General features: G+C 65.6%; 26 protein-coding genes. 12 read left to right on the top strand and 14 right to left on the bottom strand.

All coding sequences use genetic code 11. The features are described 5' to 3' along the window. Positions 1–3: 3 nt before the first annotated feature. Positions 4–1,203, bottom strand: a complete 1,200-nt coding sequence (efeO, locus tag BMG03_RS05900) for an iron uptake system protein EfeO (RefSeq protein ID WP_206184184.1) — start codon at positions 1,201–1,203, stop codon at positions 4–6. Between the two features lie 38 nt (positions 1,204–1,241). Beyond that, positions 1,242–2,786 (bottom strand): iron uptake transporter permease EfeU, encoded by a 1,545-nt coding sequence (gene efeU / locus BMG03_RS05895; protein WP_075776337.1) that lies wholly within the window; start codon positions 2,784–2,786, stop codon positions 1,242–1,244. A 278-nt stretch (positions 2,787–3,064) separates the two neighbouring features. Here efeU and gndA point away from each other — a divergent pair, with 278 nt between their 5' ends. The 11 genes from gndA (at position 3,065) to BMG03_RS05840 (ending at position 11,751) form a co-directional block, all read left to right on the top strand. Further along, complete coding sequence (gene gndA / locus BMG03_RS05890) at positions 3,065–4,474, top strand: NADP-dependent phosphogluconate dehydrogenase (protein ID WP_075776338.1); 1,410 nt, start codon at positions 3,065–3,067, stop codon at positions 4,472–4,474. A gap of 210 nt (positions 4,475–4,684) precedes the next feature. After that, positions 4,685–5,437 carry an SDR family NAD(P)-dependent oxidoreductase gene (locus BMG03_RS05885; protein ID WP_075776339.1) on the top strand — a complete coding sequence of 251 codons (753 nt, stop codon included), beginning with the start codon at positions 4,685–4,687 and terminating at the stop codon, positions 5,435–5,437. After that, positions 5,434–6,825: a F0F1 ATP synthase subunit beta gene (gene atpD, locus BMG03_RS05880; RefSeq protein WP_075776340.1), complete on the top strand. Its 1,392-nt coding sequence runs from the start codon at positions 5,434–5,436 to the stop codon at positions 6,823–6,825. Before BMG03_RS05885 ends, atpD begins: the two co-directional genes overlap by 4 nt. After that, a complete protein-coding gene (locus BMG03_RS05875; RefSeq protein WP_075776341.1) occupies positions 6,822–7,232 on the top strand; it encodes a F0F1 ATP synthase subunit epsilon in 411 nt (136 codons plus the stop codon). Before atpD ends, BMG03_RS05875 begins: the two co-directional genes overlap by 4 nt. Further along, a complete protein-coding gene (locus tag BMG03_RS05870) occupies positions 7,229–7,525 on the top strand; it encodes an AtpZ/AtpI family protein (RefSeq protein ID WP_075776342.1) in 297 nt (98 codons plus the stop codon). The genes BMG03_RS05875 and BMG03_RS05870 overlap by 4 nt, the downstream gene beginning before the upstream one ends. Beyond that, positions 7,522–7,794: a hypothetical protein gene (locus BMG03_RS05865; RefSeq protein ID WP_077701134.1), complete on the top strand. Its 273-nt coding sequence runs from the start codon at positions 7,522–7,524 to the stop codon at positions 7,792–7,794. The genes BMG03_RS05870 and BMG03_RS05865 overlap by 4 nt, the downstream gene beginning before the upstream one ends. Continuing rightward, positions 7,791–8,477, top strand: a complete 687-nt coding sequence (locus tag BMG03_RS05860) for a F0F1 ATP synthase subunit A (RefSeq protein ID WP_075776344.1) — start codon at positions 7,791–7,793, stop codon at positions 8,475–8,477. Before BMG03_RS05865 ends, BMG03_RS05860 begins: the two co-directional genes overlap by 4 nt. A gap of 2 nt (positions 8,478–8,479) precedes the next feature. After that, positions 8,480–8,725 carry a F0F1 ATP synthase subunit C gene (locus BMG03_RS05855; RefSeq protein ID WP_075776345.1) on the top strand — a complete coding sequence of 82 codons (246 nt, stop codon included), beginning with the start codon at positions 8,480–8,482 and terminating at the stop codon, positions 8,723–8,725. Between the two features lie 2 nt (positions 8,726–8,727). Then, positions 8,728–9,462: a F0F1 ATP synthase subunit B family protein gene (locus tag BMG03_RS05850; protein ID WP_075776346.1), complete on the top strand. Its 735-nt coding sequence runs from the start codon at positions 8,728–8,730 to the stop codon at positions 9,460–9,462. After that, positions 9,449–10,951 (top strand): F0F1 ATP synthase subunit alpha, encoded by a 1,503-nt coding sequence (locus BMG03_RS05845; RefSeq protein ID WP_075776347.1) that lies wholly within the window; start codon positions 9,449–9,451, stop codon positions 10,949–10,951. Before BMG03_RS05850 ends, BMG03_RS05845 begins: the two co-directional genes overlap by 14 nt. Continuing rightward, positions 10,948–11,751 (top strand): F0F1 ATP synthase subunit gamma, encoded by an 804-nt coding sequence (locus BMG03_RS05840; RefSeq protein ID WP_075776348.1) that lies wholly within the window; start codon positions 10,948–10,950, stop codon positions 11,749–11,751. The genes BMG03_RS05845 and BMG03_RS05840 overlap by 4 nt, the downstream gene beginning before the upstream one ends. Positions 11,752–11,913: 162 nt before the next feature. Here BMG03_RS05840 and BMG03_RS05835 read toward each other — a convergent pair whose 3' ends face one another. Then, positions 11,914–12,333, bottom strand: a complete 420-nt coding sequence (locus BMG03_RS05835) for a hypothetical protein (RefSeq protein ID WP_075776349.1) — start codon at positions 12,331–12,333, stop codon at positions 11,914–11,916. Positions 12,334–12,711: 378 nt separating this feature from the next. Here BMG03_RS05835 and BMG03_RS20680 point away from each other — a divergent pair, with 378 nt between their 5' ends. After that, positions 12,712–12,858 (top strand): hypothetical protein, encoded by a 147-nt coding sequence (locus tag BMG03_RS20680; protein WP_157771562.1) that lies wholly within the window; start codon positions 12,712–12,714, stop codon positions 12,856–12,858. A 310-nt stretch (positions 12,859–13,168) separates the two neighbouring features. Here BMG03_RS20680 and wrbA read toward each other — a convergent pair whose 3' ends face one another. From wrbA to speB, 11 genes are all read right to left on the bottom strand, one after another. Further along, positions 13,169–13,762, bottom strand: a complete 594-nt coding sequence (gene wrbA / locus BMG03_RS05830; protein ID WP_075776350.1) for an NAD(P)H:quinone oxidoreductase — start codon at positions 13,760–13,762, stop codon at positions 13,169–13,171. 44 nt (positions 13,763–13,806) lie between these two features. Next, on the bottom strand, positions 13,807–14,715 hold the full coding sequence (locus BMG03_RS05825; protein ID WP_075776351.1) for a pirin family protein: 909 nt from the start codon (positions 14,713–14,715) through the stop codon (positions 13,807–13,809). A 173-nt stretch (positions 14,716–14,888) separates the two neighbouring features. Next, entirely contained in the window at positions 14,889–16,460 is a 1,572-nt protein-coding gene (locus tag BMG03_RS05820) for a GMC family oxidoreductase (protein ID WP_075776352.1), read from the bottom strand. An 11-nt stretch (positions 16,461–16,471) separates the two neighbouring features. Continuing rightward, on the bottom strand, positions 16,472–16,996 hold the full coding sequence (locus BMG03_RS05815; protein WP_075776353.1) for a Twin-arginine translocation pathway signal: 525 nt from the start codon (positions 16,994–16,996) through the stop codon (positions 16,472–16,474). A 36-nt stretch (positions 16,997–17,032) separates the two neighbouring features. Further along, positions 17,033–17,428: a VOC family protein gene (locus tag BMG03_RS05810; RefSeq protein ID WP_075776354.1), complete on the bottom strand. Its 396-nt coding sequence runs from the start codon at positions 17,426–17,428 to the stop codon at positions 17,033–17,035. 113 nt (positions 17,429–17,541) lie between these two features. Next, entirely contained in the window at positions 17,542–17,835 is a 294-nt protein-coding gene (locus BMG03_RS05805) for a ribbon-helix-helix domain-containing protein (protein WP_075776355.1), read from the bottom strand. A 118-nt stretch (positions 17,836–17,953) separates the two neighbouring features. Continuing rightward, positions 17,954–18,754, bottom strand: a complete 801-nt coding sequence (locus BMG03_RS05800) for an ABC transporter permease (protein ID WP_075776356.1) — start codon at positions 18,752–18,754, stop codon at positions 17,954–17,956. Further along, complete coding sequence (locus tag BMG03_RS05795; RefSeq protein WP_075776357.1) at positions 18,751–19,605, bottom strand: ABC transporter permease; 855 nt, start codon at positions 19,603–19,605, stop codon at positions 18,751–18,753. The genes BMG03_RS05800 and BMG03_RS05795 overlap by 4 nt, the downstream gene beginning before the upstream one ends. Then, positions 19,602–20,642, bottom strand: coding sequence for an ABC transporter ATP-binding protein (locus tag BMG03_RS05790; RefSeq protein WP_075776358.1), 1,041 nt, complete (start codon positions 20,640–20,642; stop codon positions 19,602–19,604). The genes BMG03_RS05795 and BMG03_RS05790 overlap by 4 nt, the downstream gene beginning before the upstream one ends. Before the next feature lie 74 nt (positions 20,643–20,716). Continuing rightward, complete coding sequence (locus BMG03_RS05785) at positions 20,717–21,781, bottom strand: ABC transporter substrate-binding protein (RefSeq protein WP_075776359.1); 1,065 nt, start codon at positions 21,779–21,781, stop codon at positions 20,717–20,719. A gap of 29 nt (positions 21,782–21,810) precedes the next feature. Further along, a complete protein-coding gene (gene speB / locus BMG03_RS05780) occupies positions 21,811–22,767 on the bottom strand; it encodes an agmatinase (protein WP_075776360.1) in 957 nt (318 codons plus the stop codon). Between the last annotated feature and the right edge of the window lie 12 nt (positions 22,768–22,779).

The following is a 22,779-nucleotide window of genomic DNA, read 5'->3' as shown; positions in this document are numbered from 1 at the left end:
TCTTCAGCTTGCCGTGGCGACTTTTTCGGCGATCCGCGACAGCGGCTCCTGCAGCATCTGGATCGCGCGGCTCAGCTTCACCGCGTCCGATTTGCGCAGCTCGGCATCGTAGATCTTGTAGCCGCCCAGAGCGTCGGGATCGCGGTAGTCTTCGAGCATCGTCTGCACATCCGCGAAGCGCTGTGCGATGGTCTCGGCCACGTCCGGGTCGATCCGCTTCAGCCCCGGCTCGAGGAAGGCGAACGCCTGATGCGCGCCTTCGATATTCGCCGCGAAGTCCACGAGGTCGATATGGCTGTAGGCCTCTTCCTCGCCGCTGATCTTGCCGCTTTGCACCTCTTCCAGAAGGGCCGCCGCGCCGTTCGCCAGATCTTCCGGACGATACTCGATCCCGCCGGACAGATCGGCGAGCATCTTGACGTTCTTCACCAGCTCCGCCGCATAGGCCTTGGTCTCGTCGGTGATTTCGCCTTTCTCGAACAGGTCGCGCTCCACCGCGTGGAAGCCGTGCCAGCCGACCGCCGGGTCGAGGTTCGAGGCGCGCATGTCGATCAGGTAATCGAGGTTGCCCGAGTTGTCGGTCGGGTCGGTGCCGGGAAGGACGAAGCCTTCGACGTCGGGCTCGATCCGCTCGTAGAACGGACGGGCCTGCGCATAGGCCGCCTTCGCGCCCTCCACGTCGCCTTCGTCCACTTTCGCGGCGAGCCGTTCGCTTGCGGTCACCATCGCGCCGACCATGCCTTCGACGTAGTTGGCGTAGCCTGCGGTGCCTTCGTCCAGCAGATCGCCGATCGCGCTTTGCGCGCGCTGCTTGCTCTCGCCGGTCACGGTGAAGGCCACGGTGTCTTCGGCAGCGCCCGGGCAATAGATGCGATAGTCGCCACCGTCGAGCGTGACGGTGAAGCTCGATGCGGGCAGACCGGGAGCGAGGTTCTCTTTCTCGCCGAGGATACGGCTGTCCGACAGCAGCTCCAGCTCGGAGATCGCGGGGGCGGATTCATTGGTCACCGTAAAGGTGATCGGCCCGGCCGCCGCGCTGTCGTGATCGAGAACGCAGGCACCGCCGTTCTCGCCAGTCAGCGTGATCGCGACCTGCGCGGCCCCGTTATTCGTGGGCGCATCGGCCAGTGCGGGCTGCGCGAAGAGCGCGGTTGCGGCGAGAAGTGGAATAGCGCGGCGGCGCGCGCGGGGCGACATGTTCATTGTCAGGCTCCTGTATTTGCTCTGCGGAATTGGCTTGGTCAGAGGGACCTGGCGGGGAAAAACGGTGCGGGGCGCGCACGGGCGAGCGCGGAGGCTGCCAGCGCAAGCGCGATGAGGAAGAGGATCACGGGCAACTCTCGGGCCCAGAACTGATGCTCGATGCGGGCGCGGCGCAGCGCACGCAGCGCATCCGCGGCCTCTTGCGTGGCGGCAGGGGCCATGACCCAGGCGCCGGTGGCCGAACCGCTGGGCGCTGAATCGACGCGCAGCGTGCGCGGCGTAGTCAATCCGCCGCCCGACAGGCGTAGCGTCACCGCGCTATGGCCCTGCGCATCGAGAAGCGCATCGCCCGCTGTCCAGACGGTCACTTGCTCCAGCCGCGTCCATTCGGCCACGAAGGGCCCGGGGTTGCGCGCGGGGCTGACGCCCACCGGCAGCCGCCCACCCGCGAGCTGCGCAAGCGTGGCGAGATCGATCTCGCCGGGGGCGCCCGCGATCTCGGTCTGGCTCTGCACTTGGCGATGCAGGGACGGGAGACCCAGATGCCGTTCCGGCGTCGCTTCGGCGCCCGTCAGATCGACGCGGGTCGCACCCATTTCGAGCATGTGTCCCTGCAGACGCAGATCGGGTCCGGCGGAGGTGTCGACATCTCCTTCAAGCCCACGCGGCGCATGATCGGGCAGCGTCACCTGCGGCTGCGGCCAAAGCGCCGCGATGCCGACGGCCAATGCCGCGAAGGCGACCGCGAGAGAGCCGCGCAGCCATTGCGCCGTGCGGGGATCGGGGCGCAGCGCACGCGGCCAATAGGTCAGCGCCGCGACCGGGACCAGATAGGCGATCCAGCCCAGCAGTTCGATCAGGCGCGGATCGGCGGGAATGCCGAGCACACCCGTGATCAGCGCCGAGCGCACTGTGCCGGGGGCCACGAGCCAGTTCAGATCGGCAATGCGCTGCTGCCCCGCAAGCAACCAGCCCGCCTCATGGGCCGAGCGCAGCGTCTGCAGCACCAGCCCCGCCGCAACGAGGATCAGGAACACGCCGGTCCAGCGGAAGAAACGCCCCAGATTGAGCCGCATCCCGCCCTGCGCGATCGCCCAGCCGAGCGCGACCGAGGCTGCGAGGCCAAGCGCCGCGCCGAGGCCCGCCCAATGTCCGGTCTGCGCGCCCGAGATCGTGGCGAGCAGGAACACCGCGGTCTCAAAGCCTTCGCGCAAAACGGCGAGGAAGGCCATCGCGGCCAGGGCGATCCGGCTCCCTTGCCCCAACGCCGCGTCGGCGTCCCGCTCGATCTGGCCCTTCAGCCCCGCCGCGTGGCGCGTCATCCACAGCACCATCAGCGTCACGAAGACGACCGCAACGGCGGCGATCACGCATTCCAGCTTTTCCTGCGCGCTTTGCGGCAGCGCGGCCTCGATCAGCGCCAGACCGCCCCCCACGCCGACCGACAGCGCCACCGCGGCAGCAACGCCCAGCCACATCTCGTGCAGACGCTCGCCCCGGGCGCGCAAAAAGGCCGCGATGATGCCGACGATCAGCGCCGCCTCGAGCCCTTCGCGCAGGCCGATGATGAATGTTGCGAGCATGGAGACGCTCCTCGTCGATTCCCGAGTAATTTGCTTGGGTATTCGTTAGCGGCGTCGACTGACGGGCGCAACCCCCTAACCCGAGTAATTTTATCGGGTACCCGGCACGGCGTTTCTTCGCGCTCGCAGCGATCAGGCGATTTGCAACTTCCGTCATCTTGGGGCAATTCGTGCAGGTCGCCCTCGCAGCGCCGCGCAATTTGGCGATACGGCGTAGCGAGCGAGGCGACACCCCGGGCCGACGGCGGCCCGCATGCAACAAATTCGGAGGCCGTATTTTGGCACAATCGCAAATCGGGCTGATCGGCCTTGGCACCATGGGTGGAATGCTCGCCCTCAACATCGCGGAAAAAGGGTTCGACATCGCGGTGTTCAACCGCACGACCAGCGTCACCAAGACTTTCCATGAAAACGCGGGCGAGCTGGCGTCGAAAATCACGCCCTGCGAGAGCCTCGAAGAGCTGGTGAAATCGATCGCGAAACCCCGCGCGATCATCCTGATGGTGCCCGCGGGCGAACCGGTCGACCAGCAGATCGAGGCGCTGCGCGCCTATCTCGACGCGGACGACCTGATCATCGACGCGGGCAACGCGAATTTCCACGACACCGAGCGCCGCGCCGCCGAAGCCGCGAAGGCCGGCCCGCGATTCCTCGGCATCGGGGTCTCGGGCGGTGAAGAAGGCGCGCGCCACGGGCCTGCGATCATGGGCGGCGGCGAGCAGCAGGACTGGGACCGCGTCGCCCCGATCCTCAATGCGATCGCGGCCAAGTTCGACGGCACGCCCTGCGCCGGTTTCATGGGCAAGGGCGGTTCGGGCCATTTCGTGAAAGCCGTGCATAACGGCATCGAATATGCCGACATGCAGATGATCGCCGAGACCTACGGCGTGATGCGCGACGGGATGGGCCTCGACTCGCAGGCCTGCGGCGAGATCTTCGCGAAGTGGGACGAAGGCGCGCTCAAATCCTACCTGATCGAGATTTCCGGAAAGGTCGCACGCGCCACCGATCCCGAGAGCGGCAAGCCGATGCTCGACATCATCCTCGACCGCGCGGGCCAGAAGGGCACTGGCCGCTGGACCGTAATCGAGGCGCAGCATCTTGCCGCCCCGGTGCCGGTGATCGAAGCGGCAGTGATGGCGCGCAACCTGTCGTCGCGCCTCGTGGCGCGCCAGCAGGGCGAGGAGATGTTCGGCGCCGCCCCCGAGGCGCTGCCTGAAGGCGCGCTGAGTGCCGACGATCTGGAGAACGCCCTGATCGCGGGCAAAATCCTGTGCTACGCGCAGGGGTTCGAGCTGCTGCGATCGGCCAATGCGCCCTTCGACTGGGATCTGCCGCTGCCCGATATCGCCTTGGTCTGGCGTGACGGCTGCATCATCCGCTCGGCGATGCTCGACGACATGGCGAGCGCGCTCAGCGAGTCGCCCGATCGCAACCTGATGTACGCGCCCTATTTCGCGGACCTGCTGAAGACCCATCACAGCGCGCTGCGCAAGGTCGTCAGCATCGCCGCAGCCCACGGGCTCGCAGTTCCGGCCCTGTCGATGGCGCTGAGCTATTTCGACACGATGCGTACCGCACGCGGCACCGCGAACATGATTCAGGGCCAGCGCGATTTCTTCGGTGCGCACGGGTTCGAGCGCACCGATCGCGAGGGTGGCGACTTCCACGGCCCCTGGGCCATGTAAGCGCAGACTGAAGGCTTGAAGAAGTCCGCCCGCGCCTCGATGAGAGCCGCGGGCGGTTTTTATTCGGCGAACCTCCGGACGCCGCGACCCGCGCCGCATTCACGAAGACGTGCGCATCCAGACTGCGCCCACGGCAGTTGATCCCCATCAAAGTCCCGAAGCCTCGAGCCCGTTACCCTCGTCGCATTCACAACGGAGGCCGGGACTGCCATGACACGGGATTTCGAAGGTAAATCAGCTATCGTTACGGGCGCGGGATCTGGGATCGGCGCGGCGATCGCCAAGGAGTTGGCGGCGCGCGGCGCTTCGGTCTTGCTTGCCGATCAGAATGCGGATGCGGCCAAGTCCGTGACCGAGGAGATCCGCAAGGCGAGCGGCACGGCCGAGCCGATGGCGGTCGACGTCACCTCTGCCGATGCTGTCGAAGCGATGGTCGCCAAAGCCGTCAAGGCGTTCGGCAAGCTGGATCTCGCGGTGAACAACGCCGGCATCGGGGGCGTGCAGGCGCCGCTCGGGGAATATCCGCTCGACAGCTGGAAACACGTGATCGACGTCAATCTCAACGGGGTGTTCTACGGGATGCGCAACGAGATCGCGGCGATGCTGAAATCGGGCGGCGGGACCATCGTGAACATGTCCTCGATCCTCGGCTCGGTCGCGTTCCCCAGCGCCTGCGCCTATGTCGCGGCGAAACATGCTCTGCTCGGCCTGACACGGGCGGCGGCGCTCGATCACGCGGCGCAGGGCATCCGCGTCAATGCGGTCGGCCCCGCCTTCATCGAGACGCCGCTTCTGTCGGGTCTGGCACCTGAGGTAAAGGACTCTCTGGTCGCCCTGCATCCGGCGGGTCGGCTCGGCACGCCCGAAGAGGTCTCGGCGCTGACCTGTTTTCTGCTATCGGACGCCGCGAGCTTCGTGAATGGCAGCTACCACCTCGTCGATGGGGGATATACCTCGCGATGAGCGTGGCCGAGGGACGGATCATCGCGGTGCGCGGGCCGGTCATCGATGCGAGCTTCGATGGCCCGCTGCCGCCGATCTATTCGATCCTCACGACGAGCGATGGCGATCCGGAGGGCAGCTTCGAGGTCCATGGCCATCTCGACGCACATCGGGTGCGCGCCATCGCGCTGCAATCGACGCTCGGCCTGTCGCGCGGGCGAAAGCTGCACGCCACGGGCAAGCCGCTCGAAGTGCCGGTGGGCGAGGCGGTTCTGGGGCGGCTGATGGATGTGACGGGGGCGATGCGCGACGGCGGCGATCCCCTGCCCAAGGAAACGCCCCGCCGCCCGATCCACGGCACGCCGCCGCGCCTGTCGGGCAGCGGCGCCGTCACCGCCTTCGAGACCGGCATCAAGGTGATCGACCTGATGCTACCGCTGGCACGCGGCGGCAAGGCCGCGATGTTCGGCGGCGCTGGCGTGGGCAAGACGGTGCTGGTGATGGAGCTCATCAACACGATGGTCGAAAAATATCAGGGCATCGCGATCTTCGCGGGCGTCGGCGAACGCTCGCGCGAGGGCCACGAGATGCTCGCCGACATGACCGACTCCGGCGTACTGGCCCGCACAGCGCTGGTCTATGGCCAGATGAACGAGCCGCCCGGCGCGCGCTGGCGGGTGCCGCTGACCGCTGTCTCAATCGCCGAGGATTTCCGCGACCGCGATCACCGCAATGTCCTTCTGATGATGGATAACGTCTTCCGCTTCGTGCAGGCGGGCAGCGAGGTTTCCGGCCTTCTGGGTCGCCTGCCCTCGCGCGTGGGCTACCAGCCTACCCTCGCCTCCGAGGTCGCCGAACTAGAGGAGCGCATCGCCTCCGCCGCCGGAGCCTCGGTCACCGCCATTCAGGCGGTCTACGTGCCGGCGGATGATTTCACCGACCCGGCCGTGACCGCGATTTCGGGGCATATGGACAGCTCCATCGTGCTGTCGCGTCAGCTGGCCTCGGAGGGAATCTACCCCGCGATCGACCCGCTCGCCTCGTCGTCGCAACTGCTCGACCCCGAGATCGTCGGGGCGGAGCATTTCCAGCTGGCGGGCGAAGCGCGGGCGCTGCTGGCGCGGTTCCGCGAATTGCAGGACATCATCGCGCTTCTCGGCGTCGAGGAGCTGGGCGCGTCGGACCGGCTGGCCGTGCGCCGCGCGCGCAAGCTGCAACGCTTCCTCACCCAGCCCTTCGTCGTGACCGAGGCGTTTACCGGCCAGACCGGGCGCTCGGTGCCGCTGGCCGACACGCTGGAGGGATGCCGCGCGATCCTTTCGGGCGAGGCGGACGAGTGGTCCGATCAGTCGCTCTACATGATCGGCGGGATCGACGAGGCCCGCCAACGAGAGGAGGCCGCGGCATGAGGCTCACCATCGCCACACCGCTCGAGATCGTCGTCGATGCCAAGGACGTCACCGCGATCCGCGCCGAGGATGCGAGCGGCGGCTTCGGAATCCTGCCCGGCCATGCCGAGTTTCTCACCAGCCTCAGCATCTCGGTCATCTCCTGGGAGGCCGAGGGCAAGCGACACTATTGCGCGGTGAAGGGCGGCGTACTTATGGTCGAGAATGGCAGCGACGTCTCGGTCTCGACCCGCGCCGCAGTGACCGGCGACCTGCCGGAGCTGGGCGACACGATCCTGAAACGCTTTCAGGCCGAGGATGATGCGGCGAAGACCGAGCAGGCCGACGCCACCCGGCTGCATCTGCTCGCAATCCGACAGCTGGTGGCGAGCCTCGACGGCGCGCGAACGCGGGAGCACTGGACATGACCCACCCGCCGGAAGACCCGGACAAGACGGAGGAGCCGATGGAAAGCGCCGCGCGCCGCCACGCCGCCCGGACCGAGAAGGCGCGACGGGAGGGAGAAATCCCGCTGGGCCGCCGCTTGGGCCAGATCGGTGTGCTCGGATGGATCGTCGTGCTACCGATGCTCGCCGGAGCCGCCGGGGGACGATGGATCGACCGCAGCGCCCAGTCGGGCATCTTCTGGACCGCCGCGCTGATGATGGTGGGGCTTGTCGTGGGGTGCTGGCTCGGCTGGCGCTGGGTGCAACAGCAATGAGCGGGGTGGAGCTTCTTCTTGGCGCAGGCGCCCTGATCCTCGGCATCGGCGTGGGGCTCGTGCATTTCGCGCTGCTGCGGGCGGGAACTGATGCGATGCTGCTCGAAAGCAAGGCGCTTAAGTCGATCGCGCTGACCGTATTGCGCTTCGGGCTGACGATCACGGTTCTCGTGGGCTGCGCGCTCTTGGGCGCCGTGCCACTGCTTACGGCGGCGCTCGGGATCGGCATTGGGCGGGCGCTCACCCTGCGACGCGCGAGGTCCGCATGAACTCGCCGCTTGAGACCGCCGTGCTGTTCTGGATCGGCCCCGTGCCGATCACGCAACCCGTCGTCACGACATGGGTGATGATGGCGATGATCGTGGCCGGCTGCTACGCGCTGACCCGAAACCTGAGCCTGCACCCCGGACGCCGGCAAGCGGCGCTGGAGCTGCTGGTGACCGTGCTCGACACCCAGATCCGCGAGACGATGAGCGTCTCCCCCGACCGCTACCGCACCTTCCTCGGCGGGCTGTTCCTGTTCATCCTGATCGCGAACTGGTCCTCGCTGGTCCCCGGCGTGGAACCCCCGACCGCCAATCTGGAAACCGATGCGGCGCTGGCGCTGCTCGTTTTCGTGGCGGTGATTGTCTACGGCATTCGCGCGGGCGGCGTCGGGGGCTACCTGCGCAGTTTCGCAATGCCGACGCCGCTGATGATCCCCCTAAATCTCGTCGAGACGCTGACGCGCAGCTTCTCGCTGCTGATCCGCCTGTTCGGGAATATCATGAGCGGGGTCTTCATCATCGGCATCGTGCTCTCGCTCGCGGGGTTGTTCGTGCCGATCCCGTTCATGGCGCTCGACCTGCTGACCGGGCTCGTCCAGGCCTACATCTTTACCGTCCTCGCCATGGTGTTCATCGCGGCGGCAGTGGCGGAATCCCAACCCTCCCGAGACTCCGGAAAGGACTAATCATGGAATATGTTGAAGTGGCGAGCATCATCTCGGCCGCGGCGGCGGTGGCCTTCGGGGCGCTCGGCCCCGCGCTTGGCGAAGGGCGCTCGGTCGCGGCTGCAATGGATGCGATCGCCCGCCAGCCCGAGGCCGCGAACGCGATCTCGCGCACGCTCTTCGTCGGGCTCGCGATGATCGAGACGACGGCGATCTACTGCCTCGTGATTGCGCTTCTCCTGCTGTTCGCCAACCCGTTCATCGGCTGACCATGACACTGGACTGGTGGACGCTCGGGCTGCAGACGCTCAATGCGGCGGTACTGATCTGGCTTCTGAGCCGGGTGCTTTGGCGCCCGATCGTGAGTGCCATCCAGGCGCGTCAGGCCGAGGCCGACAAGCAATTGAGCGACGCGAGCGAGGCCGCGCGCAAGGCCGACGAGGCGAAGGCACGGGCCGAGGCGGCGCTTGATCAGGTCGGCACGCGCAAGTCCGAGATGCTGGCGCAGGCCCAGACCGAGGCCGAAGCCGCGCGCAAGGCGCTTCTGGATCACGCCCGCGCAGAGGCTGCCGACATGGCCCGCACCGCCGAGGCCGAGCGCGCTGCCCGCGCGGAGGAAGCCGAGAAGCGATATGCAGCGCGCGCAGCCGATCTGGCGCAGCGCATGGCCGAGCGGATCGGCGCGCGCCTGTCGCGGCCCGCGCTGCTCGAAGCCTACGCGACGGACCTTCTGGCGCAGGTCGCCGCCCTCGACACCGAGGATCGCGCCGCGCTCGGCTCGGAAAAGCTCATGCTACGTATCAGCGAGGCGGTGGAAGCGGGTTACGGCGAAGCGTTCGCCCGCCGCGTTGGCCAGACCCTTGGCAAAGAGATTGGCCCCGCGATCAAGACGGATGCGGCGTTGATCTGCGGCCTCGCGCTGGAGACTGAACATCTGCACCTTGAAAGTTCATGGGCCGCCGATCTCGCCCGGATGCGCAAGGAGGTGGCCAATGACACCCAATGATCCGGACGAGTGGTTGGACCGCAGCGTCAAAGCCATCGAGCGCGCGCCTCTGGGCCCCGTCGTGCGCCGCAGTGGCCGGGTGGAGCGCGTGTCCGATGGCGTCGCGATGGTGTCGGGCCTGCCCGAAGCCCGCGCCGGCGAGCGGCTGGTCTTCGAGGGCGGACAATCGGGCTTCGTGCATGTGCTCGACGAAGACACCCTCGCGGCGGTGCTGCTGGACGACATCGCGGGGGTCGCACAAGGCGATGCGGTGACCGGCACGGGCGACGTGATGCGGGTTCCGGTGGGGCCGGAACTGTTGGGCCGGATCGTCGACCCGCTCGGGCGGCCCCTCGACGGGCTCGGCCCGATCGCGGCCAGTGCAAAGCACCCGGTCGAACGCCCCGCCCCCGCGATCATCGACCGCGCGGCAGTGGTCGAGCCGATGCAGACCGGCACGCTGGTCGTGGATGCCCTCTTCGCGCTTGGCCGGGGGCAACGCGAGCTGATCGTGGGCGACCGCGCGACCGGCAAGACGACGCTCGCGCTCGACACGATCCTGAACCAGAAGGACGGCGACGTGACCTCGGTCTATGTCGCGATCGGTCAGAAGACCTCCTCGGTGGAGCGCGTGATTGAGACGCTTCGGCGCAACGGGGCGCTGGCGCGCACCATTGTCGTGGTCGCCGGACCGTCGACGCCGCCGGGGATGCAATGGCTCGCCCCCTTCGCGGGCATGACGATGGCAGAAGAGCTGCGTGACACCGGCGGCCACGCGCTGATCGTGCTCGACGACCTCACGCGCCACGCCGCCTCGCATCGCGAGCTTGCGCTGCTGACCCGCCAGACGCCGGGGCGTGAGGCCTATCCGGGCGATGTCTTCTACCTGCACGCCCGCCTTCTGGAACGTGCCGCGCGACTCTCGGACAAACTGGGCAGCGGCACGCTGACTGCCTTGCCTGTGGCCGAAACCGATGCCGGCAACCTCGCAGCCTTCATCCCGACCAACCTGATCTCTATCACCGACGGGCAGATCGTGCTGGATACGAAGCTGTTCAACCGCGGACAGAAACCCGCGGTGGATGTCGGCACCTCGGTCAGCCGGGTCGGCGGCAAGACGCAGGCGCACAGCCTGCGCGACGCGGCGGAGTCGATGCGGCTCGATTACGCCCAGTTTCTCGAACTGGAAATCTTCACGCGTTTCGGGGGCATGCCGGACACGCGGGTGAAGGCGCAGCTTGCGCGCGGCCGGGCGGTGCGCGCGGTGCTGGCTCAGGTCCAGCACGCGCCGCTGCGCCTCGCCGATGAGGTAGCGCTGGTTCTGGCGGTGCAGGCGGGGCTTCTCGACGGATTGGAGCCCGCGCAGATCGACGCGTTGCGCGACGCGCTTCCCGGCGCGCTCGATGCGTCGAGTCTGTCTGGGGCCGATTTCTCCGCCAAGCTTAGCGAAGGTCTGCATGACCAGATCCTGCAATGCGTGAAGGGGCTTCTGCCGGAGCCTTCGAAATGAGCGAGCAGCTTGCCGAAATCGAAGCGCGTATCGGCAGTGTCCGCACGCTGGCCTCGGTGATCCGGGCGATGCGCGCCATCGCGGGCGCGCGCGTGCGCCAGACGCAGGGACAGCTTGCCTCGGTCGACCTGCACGCGGCGACGGTGAGCCGCGCGCTGGACCGGGTGCTCTCGCTCGCCCCCGAGCCGCCCAAACCCGAAGGGCCGCCGCTCACCGTTCTGTTTCTGGCGGAGCAGGGTTTCGCGGGCTCGTTCAACGCCCGGCTACTGAGCGCGTTGGGAACGCCGCCCGGCGGCCTCGTCGTGATCGGGACGCGCGGCGCAGCGCTGGCGGCGGAACAAGGGCTGAGCGCGCTTGCGCAGTTCCCCTTGCCCTCCCACGGCCCGGCAATCCCGCCCTTCGCGGACCGGCTGGCCGAGACATTGCTTCAGCTTGCGGGCCGGGCGCCGATCGACGCGTTTCACGCCCAGACGGAAGACGGCAGCTGGAAGGCCTGCCGTCGCCGCATCTTCCCCCGTCCGGCCCAGCCGAGCGCACCGCCGAGCCAGCCGCCCCTGTTGACGCTGCCGCCGGAGCAGCTTTGCGCCGCACTTTTCGCCGAGATGCTGCATGCGGAACTGTGCCGCGTCGCGCTGCACGCCACGGCGGCGGAGAACACCGCCCGGATGCTCGCAATGGCCTCCGCCCAGGGGACGACCGAGCGCAAGCTCGACGCGCTGGAACAGACCGCACGGATTTCGCGGCAAGAAGCGGTAACGACAGAGATTCTGGAACTTTCGGCCGGGGTCACGTCCAGCTGAGCTGAAACGTCGTCAAACCCACCGCGCAAGCATCGCCACGGCGGAAAACGGCTTCGGCCGAGACCGCGGGTTGCAGGAAAAGGTCTAAGATTCGCGATCGCCCGCGCGCCCGAGTGGTCTCGGGACATCCGCGCGGGGCAAGCAATTTGAAGAGCGGGCCGGTCAGTGCAGCCGCGCGTCGGACAGAGCGAGCTGCTCTGCATAGCCGCCGCGGACCTTGAGCGACGACAGCATCGGCTGGGACTGCATGATGTAGCCCTCGAGGAAGGTGACGAGGGCGATGCGCCAGCGGCGTTCGATCTCGATATAGGGATCGGAAGTGGCGAACGAGCTCACGTTGACCGACACCGAGAATTTCTGGGGGTCGAAGGTCGCGTGCTGATCGAGCAACTCGGCGCGCAGGGTCGAGGTGAATACTTTTTCCGGCTGCGCCAGTGTCGCCAGCCCTGTCAGGTCGATCGAGTCGGTCGACGCATAATCGGGAGCACCGCCGAGGAACCGAAGAGAGAATTTTCCGATTTCCGCAACACCGCGCTCGCCAACCTTAACAAGCAATTCGAGCGACACGTGTTCAACATTCATAATCATTACCTCCGTTGGTCGCGAGTAGCCCCGAATGGGCCGTTGCGGCTCGCCGACGGGGGCTGGATCACATGCAAGCGCGGCGATGTTGTGACTTGATTTGGGCAACTATGTCAAAGTTAGTTTTCACGTTACGTCACCTATCGGGACAGCGGCGGCGAGTCCATCGGCGGGATCGGCCGCTTGCGAAATATCGCTGCGGCCATCGCCCGCGCATAAGGAGCGGCAGAGCTGCCTTGCGGGTCGTCTCGCCAGTGCCGCTAAGCACATCGGCCACAACAAAAACATTGCCGCGCCCCACGGTGCGCCCCAAATAGTTGAACCGGGTCGTTCACCCGAGCGACCTAGTTCATTTGAAATTTTCGAGAGGAACCCGACATGCAAAGCCCGATGAAGAAAAAAGCCGTGCTCGCTCTGGTCGCAAGCTGCGCCCTGGGAATCCTGGCTGCCTGCAACCAGACTCAGGGCACGGCGACCTATCCCGACGTTCCGAACATGAAGGCGAATATCGAAAACCCGATGTGAGCTCGCGGCGGCTTTTTCGCCGCGCCCATGCCTCGCTCCCTCTCTTGAACAAGCTTGAATAAGAGCCGAGAGCGAGGCGGGAGCCGGCCCGCCACTGACGCGGCGCATCATTGCCGGCAAAGAGAACATCGGGCGCGCTCGCGCCGCTCGCGCGTTCGCTCATATGGGCCTGTAGCGACTTGCTGCCGCTCAGCAGACGACCGAAAGGGGCTTCGTCCGGCTCGAGGAAGGAACCGGCACCGGACCGCTGTAAAAACAGGTGCGCCCCCGCCCAGAAAGGGCGGAGGCGCTTTCTCAATCTCGGGAAAGATCAGCCGACGAGCTTCGCCGTCATCTCGACCAGGCGCTTGGCCTGATGGGCAATCGCGGCCTTACCGGCCTCGTCGACACCGCCGGCGTTAGTCGAGAAGCCGTAGGGGTTGCCGCCCGCGTTGAAGATCGCTTCGTCGGTATAGCCGGGCGCGACGATGATGCAGCCCCAGTGCATGGCCGTGGTGTAGAGACCAAGGATCGTCGCCTCTTGCCCGCCATGGGCGTTCTGCGCGCTGGTGGTCGCGGTGAAGGTCTTGTTGGCGAGCTTGCCCGCGCCCCAGAGGCCGCCCAGCGTGTCGATGAAGGCGCGCATCTGGCTTGCGGAGACGCCGTAGCGGGTCGGCCCGGAGAAGAAATAGCCATCGGCCCATTCCATATCGTCAGGGGTCACTTCCGGAATGTCGCTCATCTTCTCCAGCTGGTTTTTCCAGGCGTCCTGACCTTCCACGACGGCTTTCGGGGCCGTTTCGGGAATGCGGCGCAGGCGCACCTCGGCCCCGGCGGCCTCGGCGGCTTCTGCTGCGGCCAGCGCGACGGCGTGGTTGGTGCCATAGGTGGAATAAAAGACGATTGCGATCTTCGGTTGTGCCATTTCTATCTCCTGTGTTGGGAAGGGTCTGAGGGGCAACGGCGCCCTCAGACGTGTTTTATGAAGGTGCCGTTGTTGAGTTCGGTGAGCGCCTGGCGCAGTTCATCCTGCGTGTTCATGACGATCGGGCCGTGCCATGCGACGGGCTCCTGAATCGGACGCCCCGTCATCAACAGGAAACGGAGGCCTTCGTTCCCGGCCTGCACCGTGATTTCGTCGCCTGCTCCGAAACGGACAAGCGTGCGGTTGCCGGTCATGTCGCGGATATTCAGCTCCTGCCCGCGATATTCCTTCTCGACCTTGATGCCGACGGGGTCACTGGCGTCGCGGAAGGTGCCGGAGCCCGCGAAGACATAGGCGAGCGCATTGGAGCGCGTATCGACCGGCAGTACCTTGCGGCGTCCCGCGGGAATCGACACGTCAAGCAGCATCGGATTGGCCGCGATCCCGTCGACGGGACCGGTCTTGCCCCAGAACGAACCGATGATGACCTTCACAGTCGTGCCGTCGTCATCGCCTTCGATCGGGATATCGATGGCCGTGATATCCTGATAGCGCGGCGCCGTCATCTTGAGCGCCGAGGGAAGGTTGGCCCAAAGCTGGAAGCCGTGCATCTGCCCCTTGGCATTGCCCGAAGGCATTTCCTGATGGACGATGCCGGAGCCAGCCGTCATCCATTGCACGCTGCCTGCGCCGAGAAGCCCGCGATTGCCGAGCGAATCCGCATGCTCCACCTGGCCGTCGAGCACATAGGTGATGGTCTCGATGCCGCGATGCGGGTGCCACGGGAAGCCCTTGGAATAGAGCCGCGGATCGTCGTTGCGGAAATCGTCCATCATCAGGAACGGGTCGGTCAGCGACGGATCCCCGAAGCCGAATACGCGGTGCAGATGAACACCGGCGCCTTCGAGCGCGGGTTGCGCCTGACTGGTGGCCGAGACGGGTCGAAAGGTCATGGAAGCCTCCAAATGTCGTTGATCAGAGTTTGGGGCTTCTCCAGGAAAATGAAATTAGCGAAGGTCCCGCATGTCCTGTGCGCAAGCGCGCAGACCTGCAAAGGTTCCGCAAAGAGAACCGGGCCACCCTTGAGCAGCCCGGTCGTCTTTTGCCTTAGCTGATCCGCTCGGGATCAGATGTTTCCCTTCGACATCTCCCCGGCGATGAAGTCAGCCTGCCGGATCGCGAGCGCCACGATGGTCAGCGTGGGGTTTTCGGCGGCGCCGGTCGTGAATTGGGAGCCGTCCGAGATGAACAGGTTGGGCACGTCATGGGTCTGGCCGTGTTTGTTCACCACACCGTCGCGCGGGTTCTCGGACATCCGGTTGGTGCCGAGGTTATGTGTCGAGGGATAGGGCGGCGTCGGCAGCGTCCGGGTCGCCCCAACCGCTTCGTAGATCGCCTTGCCACGGGCATAGGCGTGATCGCGCATCGCCCGATCGTTCGGGTGATCGGTGTAATTCACATTCGCGACCGGCAGCCCGTAGGCGTCCTCGACCGAGTGGTTGAGCGTGATGCGGTTGGTCTCCTGCGGCATGTCTTCGCCCACGATCCACATCCCCGCCATGTTCTCGTAGCTGTCGAGCGCAGTCGTGAACTCGCGCCCCCAGCCGCCCGGATCGAGGAAGGCCGCCATGAAGGGCAGACCGAGGCTGAGCGTCTCCAGCTCGTACCCGCCGACGAAACCGCGCGAGGGATCGTGACGCGCCTCGTCGCGGACGATGCCCGCCATCGTCGTGCCGCGCCACATCTTCACCGGCTTGTCGAAGGTGCCATAGACCGAGCCCGTGGTGTGCCGCATGTAGTTGCGCCCCACCTGCCCCGAGGAGTTCGCAAGCCCGTCGGGGAACATCGTCGAATGCGAGTTCAGCAGCACGCGCGGGCTCTCGATCGAGTTACCCGCGACGCAGACGATCTTGGCCTTCTGCATCTGCAGGTTGCCGTCCTTGTCGAAATACTCGACGCCCGACGCGCGACCCTTGTCGTCATGCAGGATACGCGCGACATGACAGTGGTCGCGGACCTCCAGATTGCCGGTCGCCTCGCCGCGCGGAATATCCGTATAGGCAGAGGACCACTTGGCGCCCCATTTGCATCCCTGGAAACAGAAGCCCGTCTGCTGGCACGAAATCCGGTCGTCATATTCGATCGAGTTGATCGCCATATGGCCTGTATTCACCTCTTGGTAGCCAAGCGACTTCGCGCCTTTCTCCAGCACCTTGAAGTTGTTGTTGCCCGGCAAGCCCGGACGATCGCCAGTGCGGGTCACACCCAGCTTCGCCTCGGCCTTGTCGTAATAGGGCGCAAGTTCAGCCGGATCGATCGGCCAGTCGAGCAGGTTCGCCCCGTCGACATTGCCGTAATGGGTCTTCGTCTTGAACTCATGGTCCTGAAAGCGAAGGCTCGCCCCGGCCCAGTGGATCGAGGTGCCGCCGACCGCTTTCACGATCCATGCGGGCAGACCCGAGAAATCCTTGGCCACGCGCCAGTCGCCGCTCGTGGTGCGCGGCTCGGTCCAGGCGAGCTGGCCGAAGCTTTCCCATTCGTCATTGATGTAATCTTCGGGCAGATAGCGACCGCCCGCCTCGAGCGCCACGACCTTGACGCCCTTCTGCGCCAACTCGTTGGCCAGCACACCGCCGCCAGCGCCAGTGCCGATGATGACAACGACGCTGTCGTCGCTCAGATCAAATTTCGCAACCATGTCTGCCTCCCTTACAGCCAGTCGATGTCGTCAAAACCGCGGTTGATGTAGCCGCCCTTGGAATAGGACTCGCCCTCGTAGCCGAAGATCGGCCAGACCGCTTTCTGATTGTAGAGGCCGGTCACCAGACCACCCCGAATCTTCTGGAAGAAGGGGCTCTCCTCCATGCCCCGCAGGATCATGACGCGATCCTTCTCCCAGCCGGTTTCAAGGTAATTCGCGAAGCCTTTGCCGCGCGCCGCCGCATCGAGCGCGGCGATGCCGGCTTCGATCTCGTCGGCCGCATCTGGGCTGTCATAGCCTTTCACCGCGATGACATAATACTGGTCGTCGACCCTGTCGTGCGGATAGATATCGCGCGCCATCTGCACCAGCGTCGCGAAGGTCGTGGGCTTGAGCGCCGAGAGCTCGGTGGCCCAGGCGGCATTGCGGGCCGCCATGAACCCCGACCCCACGACGAAGCTCGCCCCTGCCGCGGTCGCCCGCGCCAGCAGCTGCCGTCTGGTCAGCCCTTTCGAGCTTGCCTTGGTCGTCATTGTCGTCTCCTCCCTGATGTCTCCCTTAGGAAAATCTCACTTGAAGCGGCCTTCGCGCGCGAGCACCTCGATCTGGTATCCGTCCGGATCGGCCACGAAAAAGAACTTCGCGACGACCTCCCCTGCCGGCGCGAATTCCACGAGTTTGCGGGGCGCGAGGCCCTCCGCCTCGAAGCGCTTGTGCTCGGCTTCGAGATCATCGACCGCGACCGCGAAGTGGCCGTAGCCATCGCCGAGGTCATAGGGCTCGGTCCGGCCCTTGTTGACGGTGAGTTCCAATTCGAAATCGCTTTCGGGATTGCTCAGATAGACGAGCGTGAATTCCGGAAAGTCGAGACGGTCGGCGACCTTGAGGCCGAAAGCCTTGTCGTAAAACGCGACCGAGCGGTCCTCGTCGAGGACACGGATCATGGAATGAATGGATTTTGCCACCGGTTGCTCCCGCTGTAGTGCTGTCAGTTGTCCTGAGAGCGTAGCAGCGGGCGAAGGTGGGGCGGGTAGTAGGTCTATACTACCCCTCAAGAATGTTTGACGTCAGGCTTGCGCTACTCTGCAGCGACGGCGAGCGGTGCGCGATCGGCCGAGATCTCCATGAATTTCAGGCAGGCACAGCGCAGGAGCGACGTGAAGTTCGACGGCTCCCCGCGCAGTTCGAGCACTTCGGCATGCAGCGTCGAGATGAAGGTCGGCGTGGATACCCCGTCCCGCGCCGCGATCTCGTCGAGAATATCCCAGAAGGCGTTCTCGAGCCGGATGCTCGTGCTTTGCCCGTTGAGCCGAAGCCTGCGTGTCTCGCTGGAATAACGCTCCGGATCCTGACCGGCGAATACATGGCACATATCGTCTCTCCTCCCTCGGATCCGATTGCCGGGGCGAACCAAGATTCACCCGAGACTCAAGAATATGGTCAATCCGGAGCGGGTCAATCGTGTTGTGAGAGCGGACGGAGAGGCCCGCCTATTCGCTCGATCCCCGCTCAGAGCCCATCAAACGCGGCAGATCGCCGAACTTGCCGATCAGCCCGAAGACGACCGCTGCAAGCAGAACGAAAAGCACCGACACCACCCCGAGGATCGGCGTGTAGCCGTAGCGCAGGGCGTTGAAGATCTTGATCGGGATCGTCTCGACGGTGAAGCCTGCGACCATGTAGGCGATGATGTATTCGTTGAGGCTGAGCACGAAAGCGAAGGCATAGCCCGACACGATGAAGGGCAGCACCAGCGGACCGATCACCGTGCGCAGCACCGTCCAGCGCCCTGCCCCCATCACGCGGGCGGCCTCCAGCAGCGCGCGGTCGATGCCCTTCAACCCGAGCGAGATCGTCACCAGCGGCAGCGTCACGAGAAAGACGGCATGCGAGACGATCGTGGCCCAGATCTGCCCGTACCCGCCGACCGTCATCCAGAACACCATGAAGCCCAGAGCGGAGATCACCGGCGGCAGCGTGAAGGGCGCGAGCCCCAGCCCGGTCAGCAGCCGCGCCGCGATGCCGTTGCGCTCCCACGCGAACAGCGCGAGCGGCAGCGCGACTGAGACCGAGAGCGCAGAGGCGCAAGCCGCGATCAGCAGCGAATGGCCCAGCGGCACCAGCCACGCGCTGTCCTGAAACAGCGTGCCATACCAGCGCAGCGACGGCTCCACCGGGGGGAAGCGCAGGGTCTGCGGCCCGTTCAGCGACACTCCGGTCACGACGACCAGCGGCGCCAGCAGTAAAAGCAGGATCACGATCACATAGGCGCGTTTCAACCAGCTTGTCATGATGCGCTCCTTTGCCGTCCGGCGAGCGAGGCGAGGCCCACGAGGGCCAGCGCCACCAGCATCAGGAAGATCGACATCGCCGCGGCGAACGGCAGGTTGGTCTGGTAGATCGCCTGATCGGTGATGTGGACCGAGAGCGTCCAGTCCTCGGACCGGCCCAGAAGCTGCGGCAGAAGATAGGAGCCCAGCGTGAAGACGAAGACGAGGATGAAGGCGCCCACGATCGCTCCGCGCAGGTTGGGCACGATCACCCCGAAGAAGGCGCGCGAGGCGGAGGCCCCCATGACGCGGGCGGCCTCGACGATCTCGGGATCGAGCCGGGAGACCGGCGGGTAGAGCACCAGCACCGCGAAGGGAAAGCCGATATAGCAAAGCCCGGCGATCAGCGCGAAGAGCGACGGCGTATAGGCGCGCGGCGCATCGATCATCCCGAGCCAGTAGAACAGGTTCGAAATCCCCGCCGTCTTCGACAGCAGTGTCGAGAGCGAGAAGCCGATGATGACCTCCGAGAGCGACAGCACCGAGAGCAGCACCACGAGCGCGACGGTCTGCGCGCGATGGCTCATCGAAGCGAGGAACACGGTGAACGGAAAGGCCAGCACGACGCAGATCGCGGCCGCCGCCAGCGACACGCCAACCGAGACGCCCATCACCTTGGCGAAGAAGGCGGTCATGAACCGCGCGTAATGGGTAAGCTCGAAGCCCGGGATGAAGGCGCCGGCCGGATCGCGTTGCGAGACCGACACGGCGACCATAATCCCGAAAGGCACAAGGAAGAAGACCGCCAGCATCAGCGCCGGCCAAAGACCGACCCAACCCGGTGTCGCACGCATCTCGGTATTCTGGCTCATGTCACCACCACACGCTCGCCCGGGCGGAAGCTGAGGCTGACCCGGTCGCCGGGGCGATAGCTCGCCTGCGTCTCGGGGGAGAGCTGTGCAGTGATCTCTTGGCCTTGCGCATCCAGCAGCACATGGCGGCTTTCGCCGAGATCGCGCAGGAAGGTCACTTCCGCCTCGATGCCGCCAGCGCCCGCGGGCTCGATGGCGACATGCTCGGGCCGGATCGAAAGCTGCGCCTCGCCTTGCTCGAGAGCGATCCTGTCGCCCTCGGCAATCGGCAACCGCGCGCCCAGCACCTCGATCGCGCCGTCGCGGACGGTGCAGGGCAGCAGGTTCGTCGTGCCGATGAAGCCCGCCACGAAAGCATTCGCCGGGTTGCGGTAGATCTCCATCGGCGCGCCCGCCTGCTGGATCACGCCGTCCTTCATCACGATGACCAGATCGGCCATGGTGAGCGCCTCTTTCTGGTCGTGGGTGACGACGATCGTAGTCACGCCGAGGCTTTGCTGGATCTGGCGCAGCTCGATCTGCATATGCTCGCGCAGGCCCGCGTCGAGCGCCGACAGCGGCTCGTCGAGCAGGAAGACCTTCGGGTCGATGGCGAGACCGCGCGCAATCGCGACACGCTGACGCTGGCCGCCCGAGAGCTGGTCGATCCGCCGCGCGCCCATGCCGGGCAGGCGCACCAGTTTCAGCAGTTCATCGGCCTTCGCGTCTCGCTTGGCGCGGTCTGCGCCGCGGATCGCGAGCGGATAGGTGATGTTTCCCGCCACGTCGAGATGCGGGAAAAGCGCCAGCGACTGGAACACCATGCCCATGTCGCGGCGGTGGGTGGGGACCTTCGTCTGGTCATCGCCATCGACGACCACTCGGCCCTTGGTCGGCGTCTCGAGCCCGGCGACCACCCGCAGAAGCGTGGTCTTGCCGCAGCCCGAGGGCCCCAGAAGGCAGACGAATTTCCCCGTCGGTATCTCGAGCGAAACATCATCGAGGGCGGTGAACGACCCGAATTTCTTGCTTAGCCGCTCGATGCGCAGATTGGTCATCGCTGTCCTGTTTCCTCAAAGCAAATAGACGCCGTGGCGACATGCAGACGCCACGGCGCAAGTTGGTAGCCAAATCAGCCGGTGATCATTTCCGACCACTTCTGATTGATCCAGTCACCGCGGTCCACATAGATATCGTAGAGCGGCAGGATCGGCTGCTTGTCCGAGGACACGGCCGCGAATTCCTCGTCGGTCAGGTCGGTCTTCTCGCGCGGCACGGTCGGCGCGGTGCCGACATTGCGCGACAGCTTCGCCTGAATTTCCGGCTGGGCCATGTAGTCGATGAAGATCTGCGACTGATCGAGCGCGCTCGACGCCTTCGACACCACCCACGAGCCGGAATCGAGCACCGCGCCCTCATCCGGGAAGGTCGAACGCACGGGCTTGCCCTGCGACGCGGCCAGCGAGGTCACGTCGTGGTAATACTCGCCCATCGGGATTTCGCCGGTCTCCAGCGCCTGCTGGAACTGGCCCTCGTCGCGATACCACAGGCGCACATTCGGCTTCACCTCGGCGAGCTTGTCCATGACCTTGAGGATGCCTTCCTCGGTCTTGAGGATGTCGGTGCCGCCGAAATAGGTGGTCGCGGTAATCTCGAGCAGGAACGAGTTCGTCGCAAGCGACATCAGACCGAGCTTGTCCTTGTTCGCCGGATCCCACAGCGCCTTCCACGAGGCGGGCGCATCGGCATAGGCGTCGGTATTGGTCACCAGCGTGATATACCAGCTGACCGCGCCGGTTCCGTAGACGCTGCCATCCTCATAGCGATGCACGAAGTGATCGGGGAGCACGGAGATGTTGCTCATCTTGTCCGCGTCGAGCTTGGCCCAAAGGCCCGAGCGCTCGCCTTTGATACGCGGCAGTTGCGCGATCATCGACACGTCCGCCGGGGCCTGATTTGCGCGCGCCGCCTGCGACAGCTGCACCAGCCACGCCTCGCCCGTGGGCTCCGCGATGCTTTCGACCTCGATACCCGTGGCGGCCGTGAAATCGGGGTAGATGAACTTGTCGAAGCTGTCCTTGAAGTAGCCGCCATAGGTGCCGACCTTCAGCGTCGAAGAGGCCGCGCGCAGCACGGTCGGAGCCGCAAGCGCGGCCGTTCCAAGCGCGGCACTTACCAGAAACTCACGTCTTTTCATTGGATATTCTCCCTGTTGTCCGGCTTGTCTTAACGCCCTTGCGGCACGCCGGGCAGCGCGCAGAGCATTTCGTAGAGGAAGTTCGCGGCGATCACCGCCGTGTTGCCTGCCATGTCGTAGGGCGGCGAGACCTCGACCAGATCGCAGCCCACGAGGTTGAGCCCCGCCGTCCCGCGAATGATCTCGAGTCCCTGCATCGTCGTCAGCCCGCCAACCTCGACCGTGCCCGTGCCGGGCGCGAAGGCCGGATCGAGGCTGTCGATATCGTAGGACAGATAGACCGGCGCGTCACCGATTTGCGCACGGATATCCGCCATCAGCGGCGCGAGCGATTTGTGCCAGCACTCTTCGGCCTGGATGCAGGTCCAGCCGCGCTCGCGGCCCCAGTCGAAATCGTCGGCGCCGTAACCGGTACCGCGCAGACCGATCTGGAAGACCTTGTCGTTGATCAGGCAGTCCTCTTCCCAGGCGCGGCGAAACGGGCAGCCATGGGCGGCTGTCTCGCCGAACATATCCGCGTTGGTGTCGGAATGCGCATCGACATGGATCAGCGCGACCGGCCCGTGTTTCTCCTTGATCGCGCGCAGAATCGGCCAGGTGAGCGTGTGGTCGCCGCCCAGCGTGAGCGGGATCGCATCCTGCGCGAGGATGCCGCGATAATGCTCCGCGATGATCTCCACCGACTTCTTCAGATCATACAGGTTGATTGGCACGTCGCCGATATCGGCCACCTGCAGATGCTCGAACGGGGCCGCGCCCGTGGCCATGTTGTAAGGCCGGATCATCCGGCTTTCGTCGCGGATCTGGCGCGGGCCGAGACGTGTGCCCGGGCGGTTCGACGTACCGATATCCATCGGAATGCCAATGAAACACGCGTCGAGCCCTTCCGCCGTCGGTGCTGAGGGCAGTCGCATCATCGTCGCGGGCCCGCCGGTGCGCGGCATCGCGTTTCCGCTCAGAGGCTGATTGTATCGGTGTTCGGTCATCGCAATCTCCGT

It is taken from the genome of Thioclava nitratireducens (assembly GCF_001940525.2).
Taxonomy (GTDB): Bacteria; Pseudomonadota; Alphaproteobacteria; order Rhodobacterales; family Rhodobacteraceae; genus Thioclava; species Thioclava nitratireducens.
The sequence above is the reverse complement of the archived record's forward strand: the minus strand, read 5'-3'. Positions and strand labels throughout refer to the sequence as shown.

Coding starts and splice junctions, on each gene's coding strand:
- efeO (WP_206184184.1), bottom strand. CDS start 1,203: ATGAACATGTCGCCCCGCGCGCGCCGCCGCGCTATTCCACTTCTCGCC.
- efeU (WP_075776337.1), bottom strand. CDS start 2,786: ATGCTCGCAACATTCATCATCGGCCTGCGCGAAGGGCTCGAGGCGGCG.
- BMG03_RS05885 (WP_075776339.1), top strand. CDS start 4,685: ATGACACGGGATTTCGAAGGTAAATCAGCTATCGTTACGGGCGCGGGA.
- atpD (WP_075776340.1), top strand. CDS start 5,434: ATGAGCGTGGCCGAGGGACGGATCATCGCGGTGCGCGGGCCGGTCATC.
- BMG03_RS05875 (WP_075776341.1), top strand. CDS start 6,822: ATGAGGCTCACCATCGCCACACCGCTCGAGATCGTCGTCGATGCCAAG.
- BMG03_RS05870 (WP_075776342.1), top strand. CDS start 7,229: ATGACCCACCCGCCGGAAGACCCGGACAAGACGGAGGAGCCGATGGAA.
- BMG03_RS05865 (WP_077701134.1), top strand. CDS start 7,522: ATGAGCGGGGTGGAGCTTCTTCTTGGCGCAGGCGCCCTGATCCTCGGC.
- BMG03_RS05860 (WP_075776344.1), top strand. CDS start 7,791: ATGAACTCGCCGCTTGAGACCGCCGTGCTGTTCTGGATCGGCCCCGTG.
- BMG03_RS05855 (WP_075776345.1), top strand. CDS start 8,480: ATGGAATATGTTGAAGTGGCGAGCATCATCTCGGCCGCGGCGGCGGTG.
- BMG03_RS05850 (WP_075776346.1), top strand. CDS start 8,728: ATGACACTGGACTGGTGGACGCTCGGGCTGCAGACGCTCAATGCGGCG.
- BMG03_RS05845 (WP_075776347.1), top strand. CDS start 9,449: ATGACACCCAATGATCCGGACGAGTGGTTGGACCGCAGCGTCAAAGCC.
- BMG03_RS05840 (WP_075776348.1), top strand. CDS start 10,948: ATGAGCGAGCAGCTTGCCGAAATCGAAGCGCGTATCGGCAGTGTCCGC.
- BMG03_RS05835 (WP_075776349.1), bottom strand. CDS start 12,333: ATGAATGTTGAACACGTGTCGCTCGAATTGCTTGTTAAGGTTGGCGAG.
- BMG03_RS20680 (WP_157771562.1), top strand. CDS start 12,712: ATGCAAAGCCCGATGAAGAAAAAAGCCGTGCTCGCTCTGGTCGCAAGC.
- wrbA (WP_075776350.1), bottom strand. CDS start 13,762: ATGGCACAACCGAAGATCGCAATCGTCTTTTATTCCACCTATGGCACC.
- BMG03_RS05825 (WP_075776351.1), bottom strand. CDS start 14,715: ATGACCTTTCGACCCGTCTCGGCCACCAGTCAGGCGCAACCCGCGCTC.
- BMG03_RS05820 (WP_075776352.1), bottom strand. CDS start 16,460: ATGGTTGCGAAATTTGATCTGAGCGACGACAGCGTCGTTGTCATCATC.
- BMG03_RS05815 (WP_075776353.1), bottom strand. CDS start 16,996: ATGACGACCAAGGCAAGCTCGAAAGGGCTGACCAGACGGCAGCTGCTG.
- BMG03_RS05805 (WP_075776355.1), bottom strand. CDS start 17,835: ATGTGCCATGTATTCGCCGGTCAGGATCCGGAGCGTTATTCCAGCGAG.
- BMG03_RS05800 (WP_075776356.1), bottom strand. CDS start 18,754: ATGACAAGCTGGTTGAAACGCGCCTATGTGATCGTGATCCTGCTTTTA.
- BMG03_RS05795 (WP_075776357.1), bottom strand. CDS start 19,605: ATGAGCCAGAATACCGAGATGCGTGCGACACCGGGTTGGGTCGGTCTT.
- BMG03_RS05790 (WP_075776358.1), bottom strand. CDS start 20,642: ATGACCAATCTGCGCATCGAGCGGCTAAGCAAGAAATTCGGGTCGTTC.
- BMG03_RS05785 (WP_075776359.1), bottom strand. CDS start 21,781: ATGAAAAGACGTGAGTTTCTGGTAAGTGCCGCGCTTGGAACGGCCGCG.
- speB (WP_075776360.1), bottom strand. CDS start 22,767: ATGACCGAACACCGATACAATCAGCCTCTGAGCGGAAACGCGATGCCG.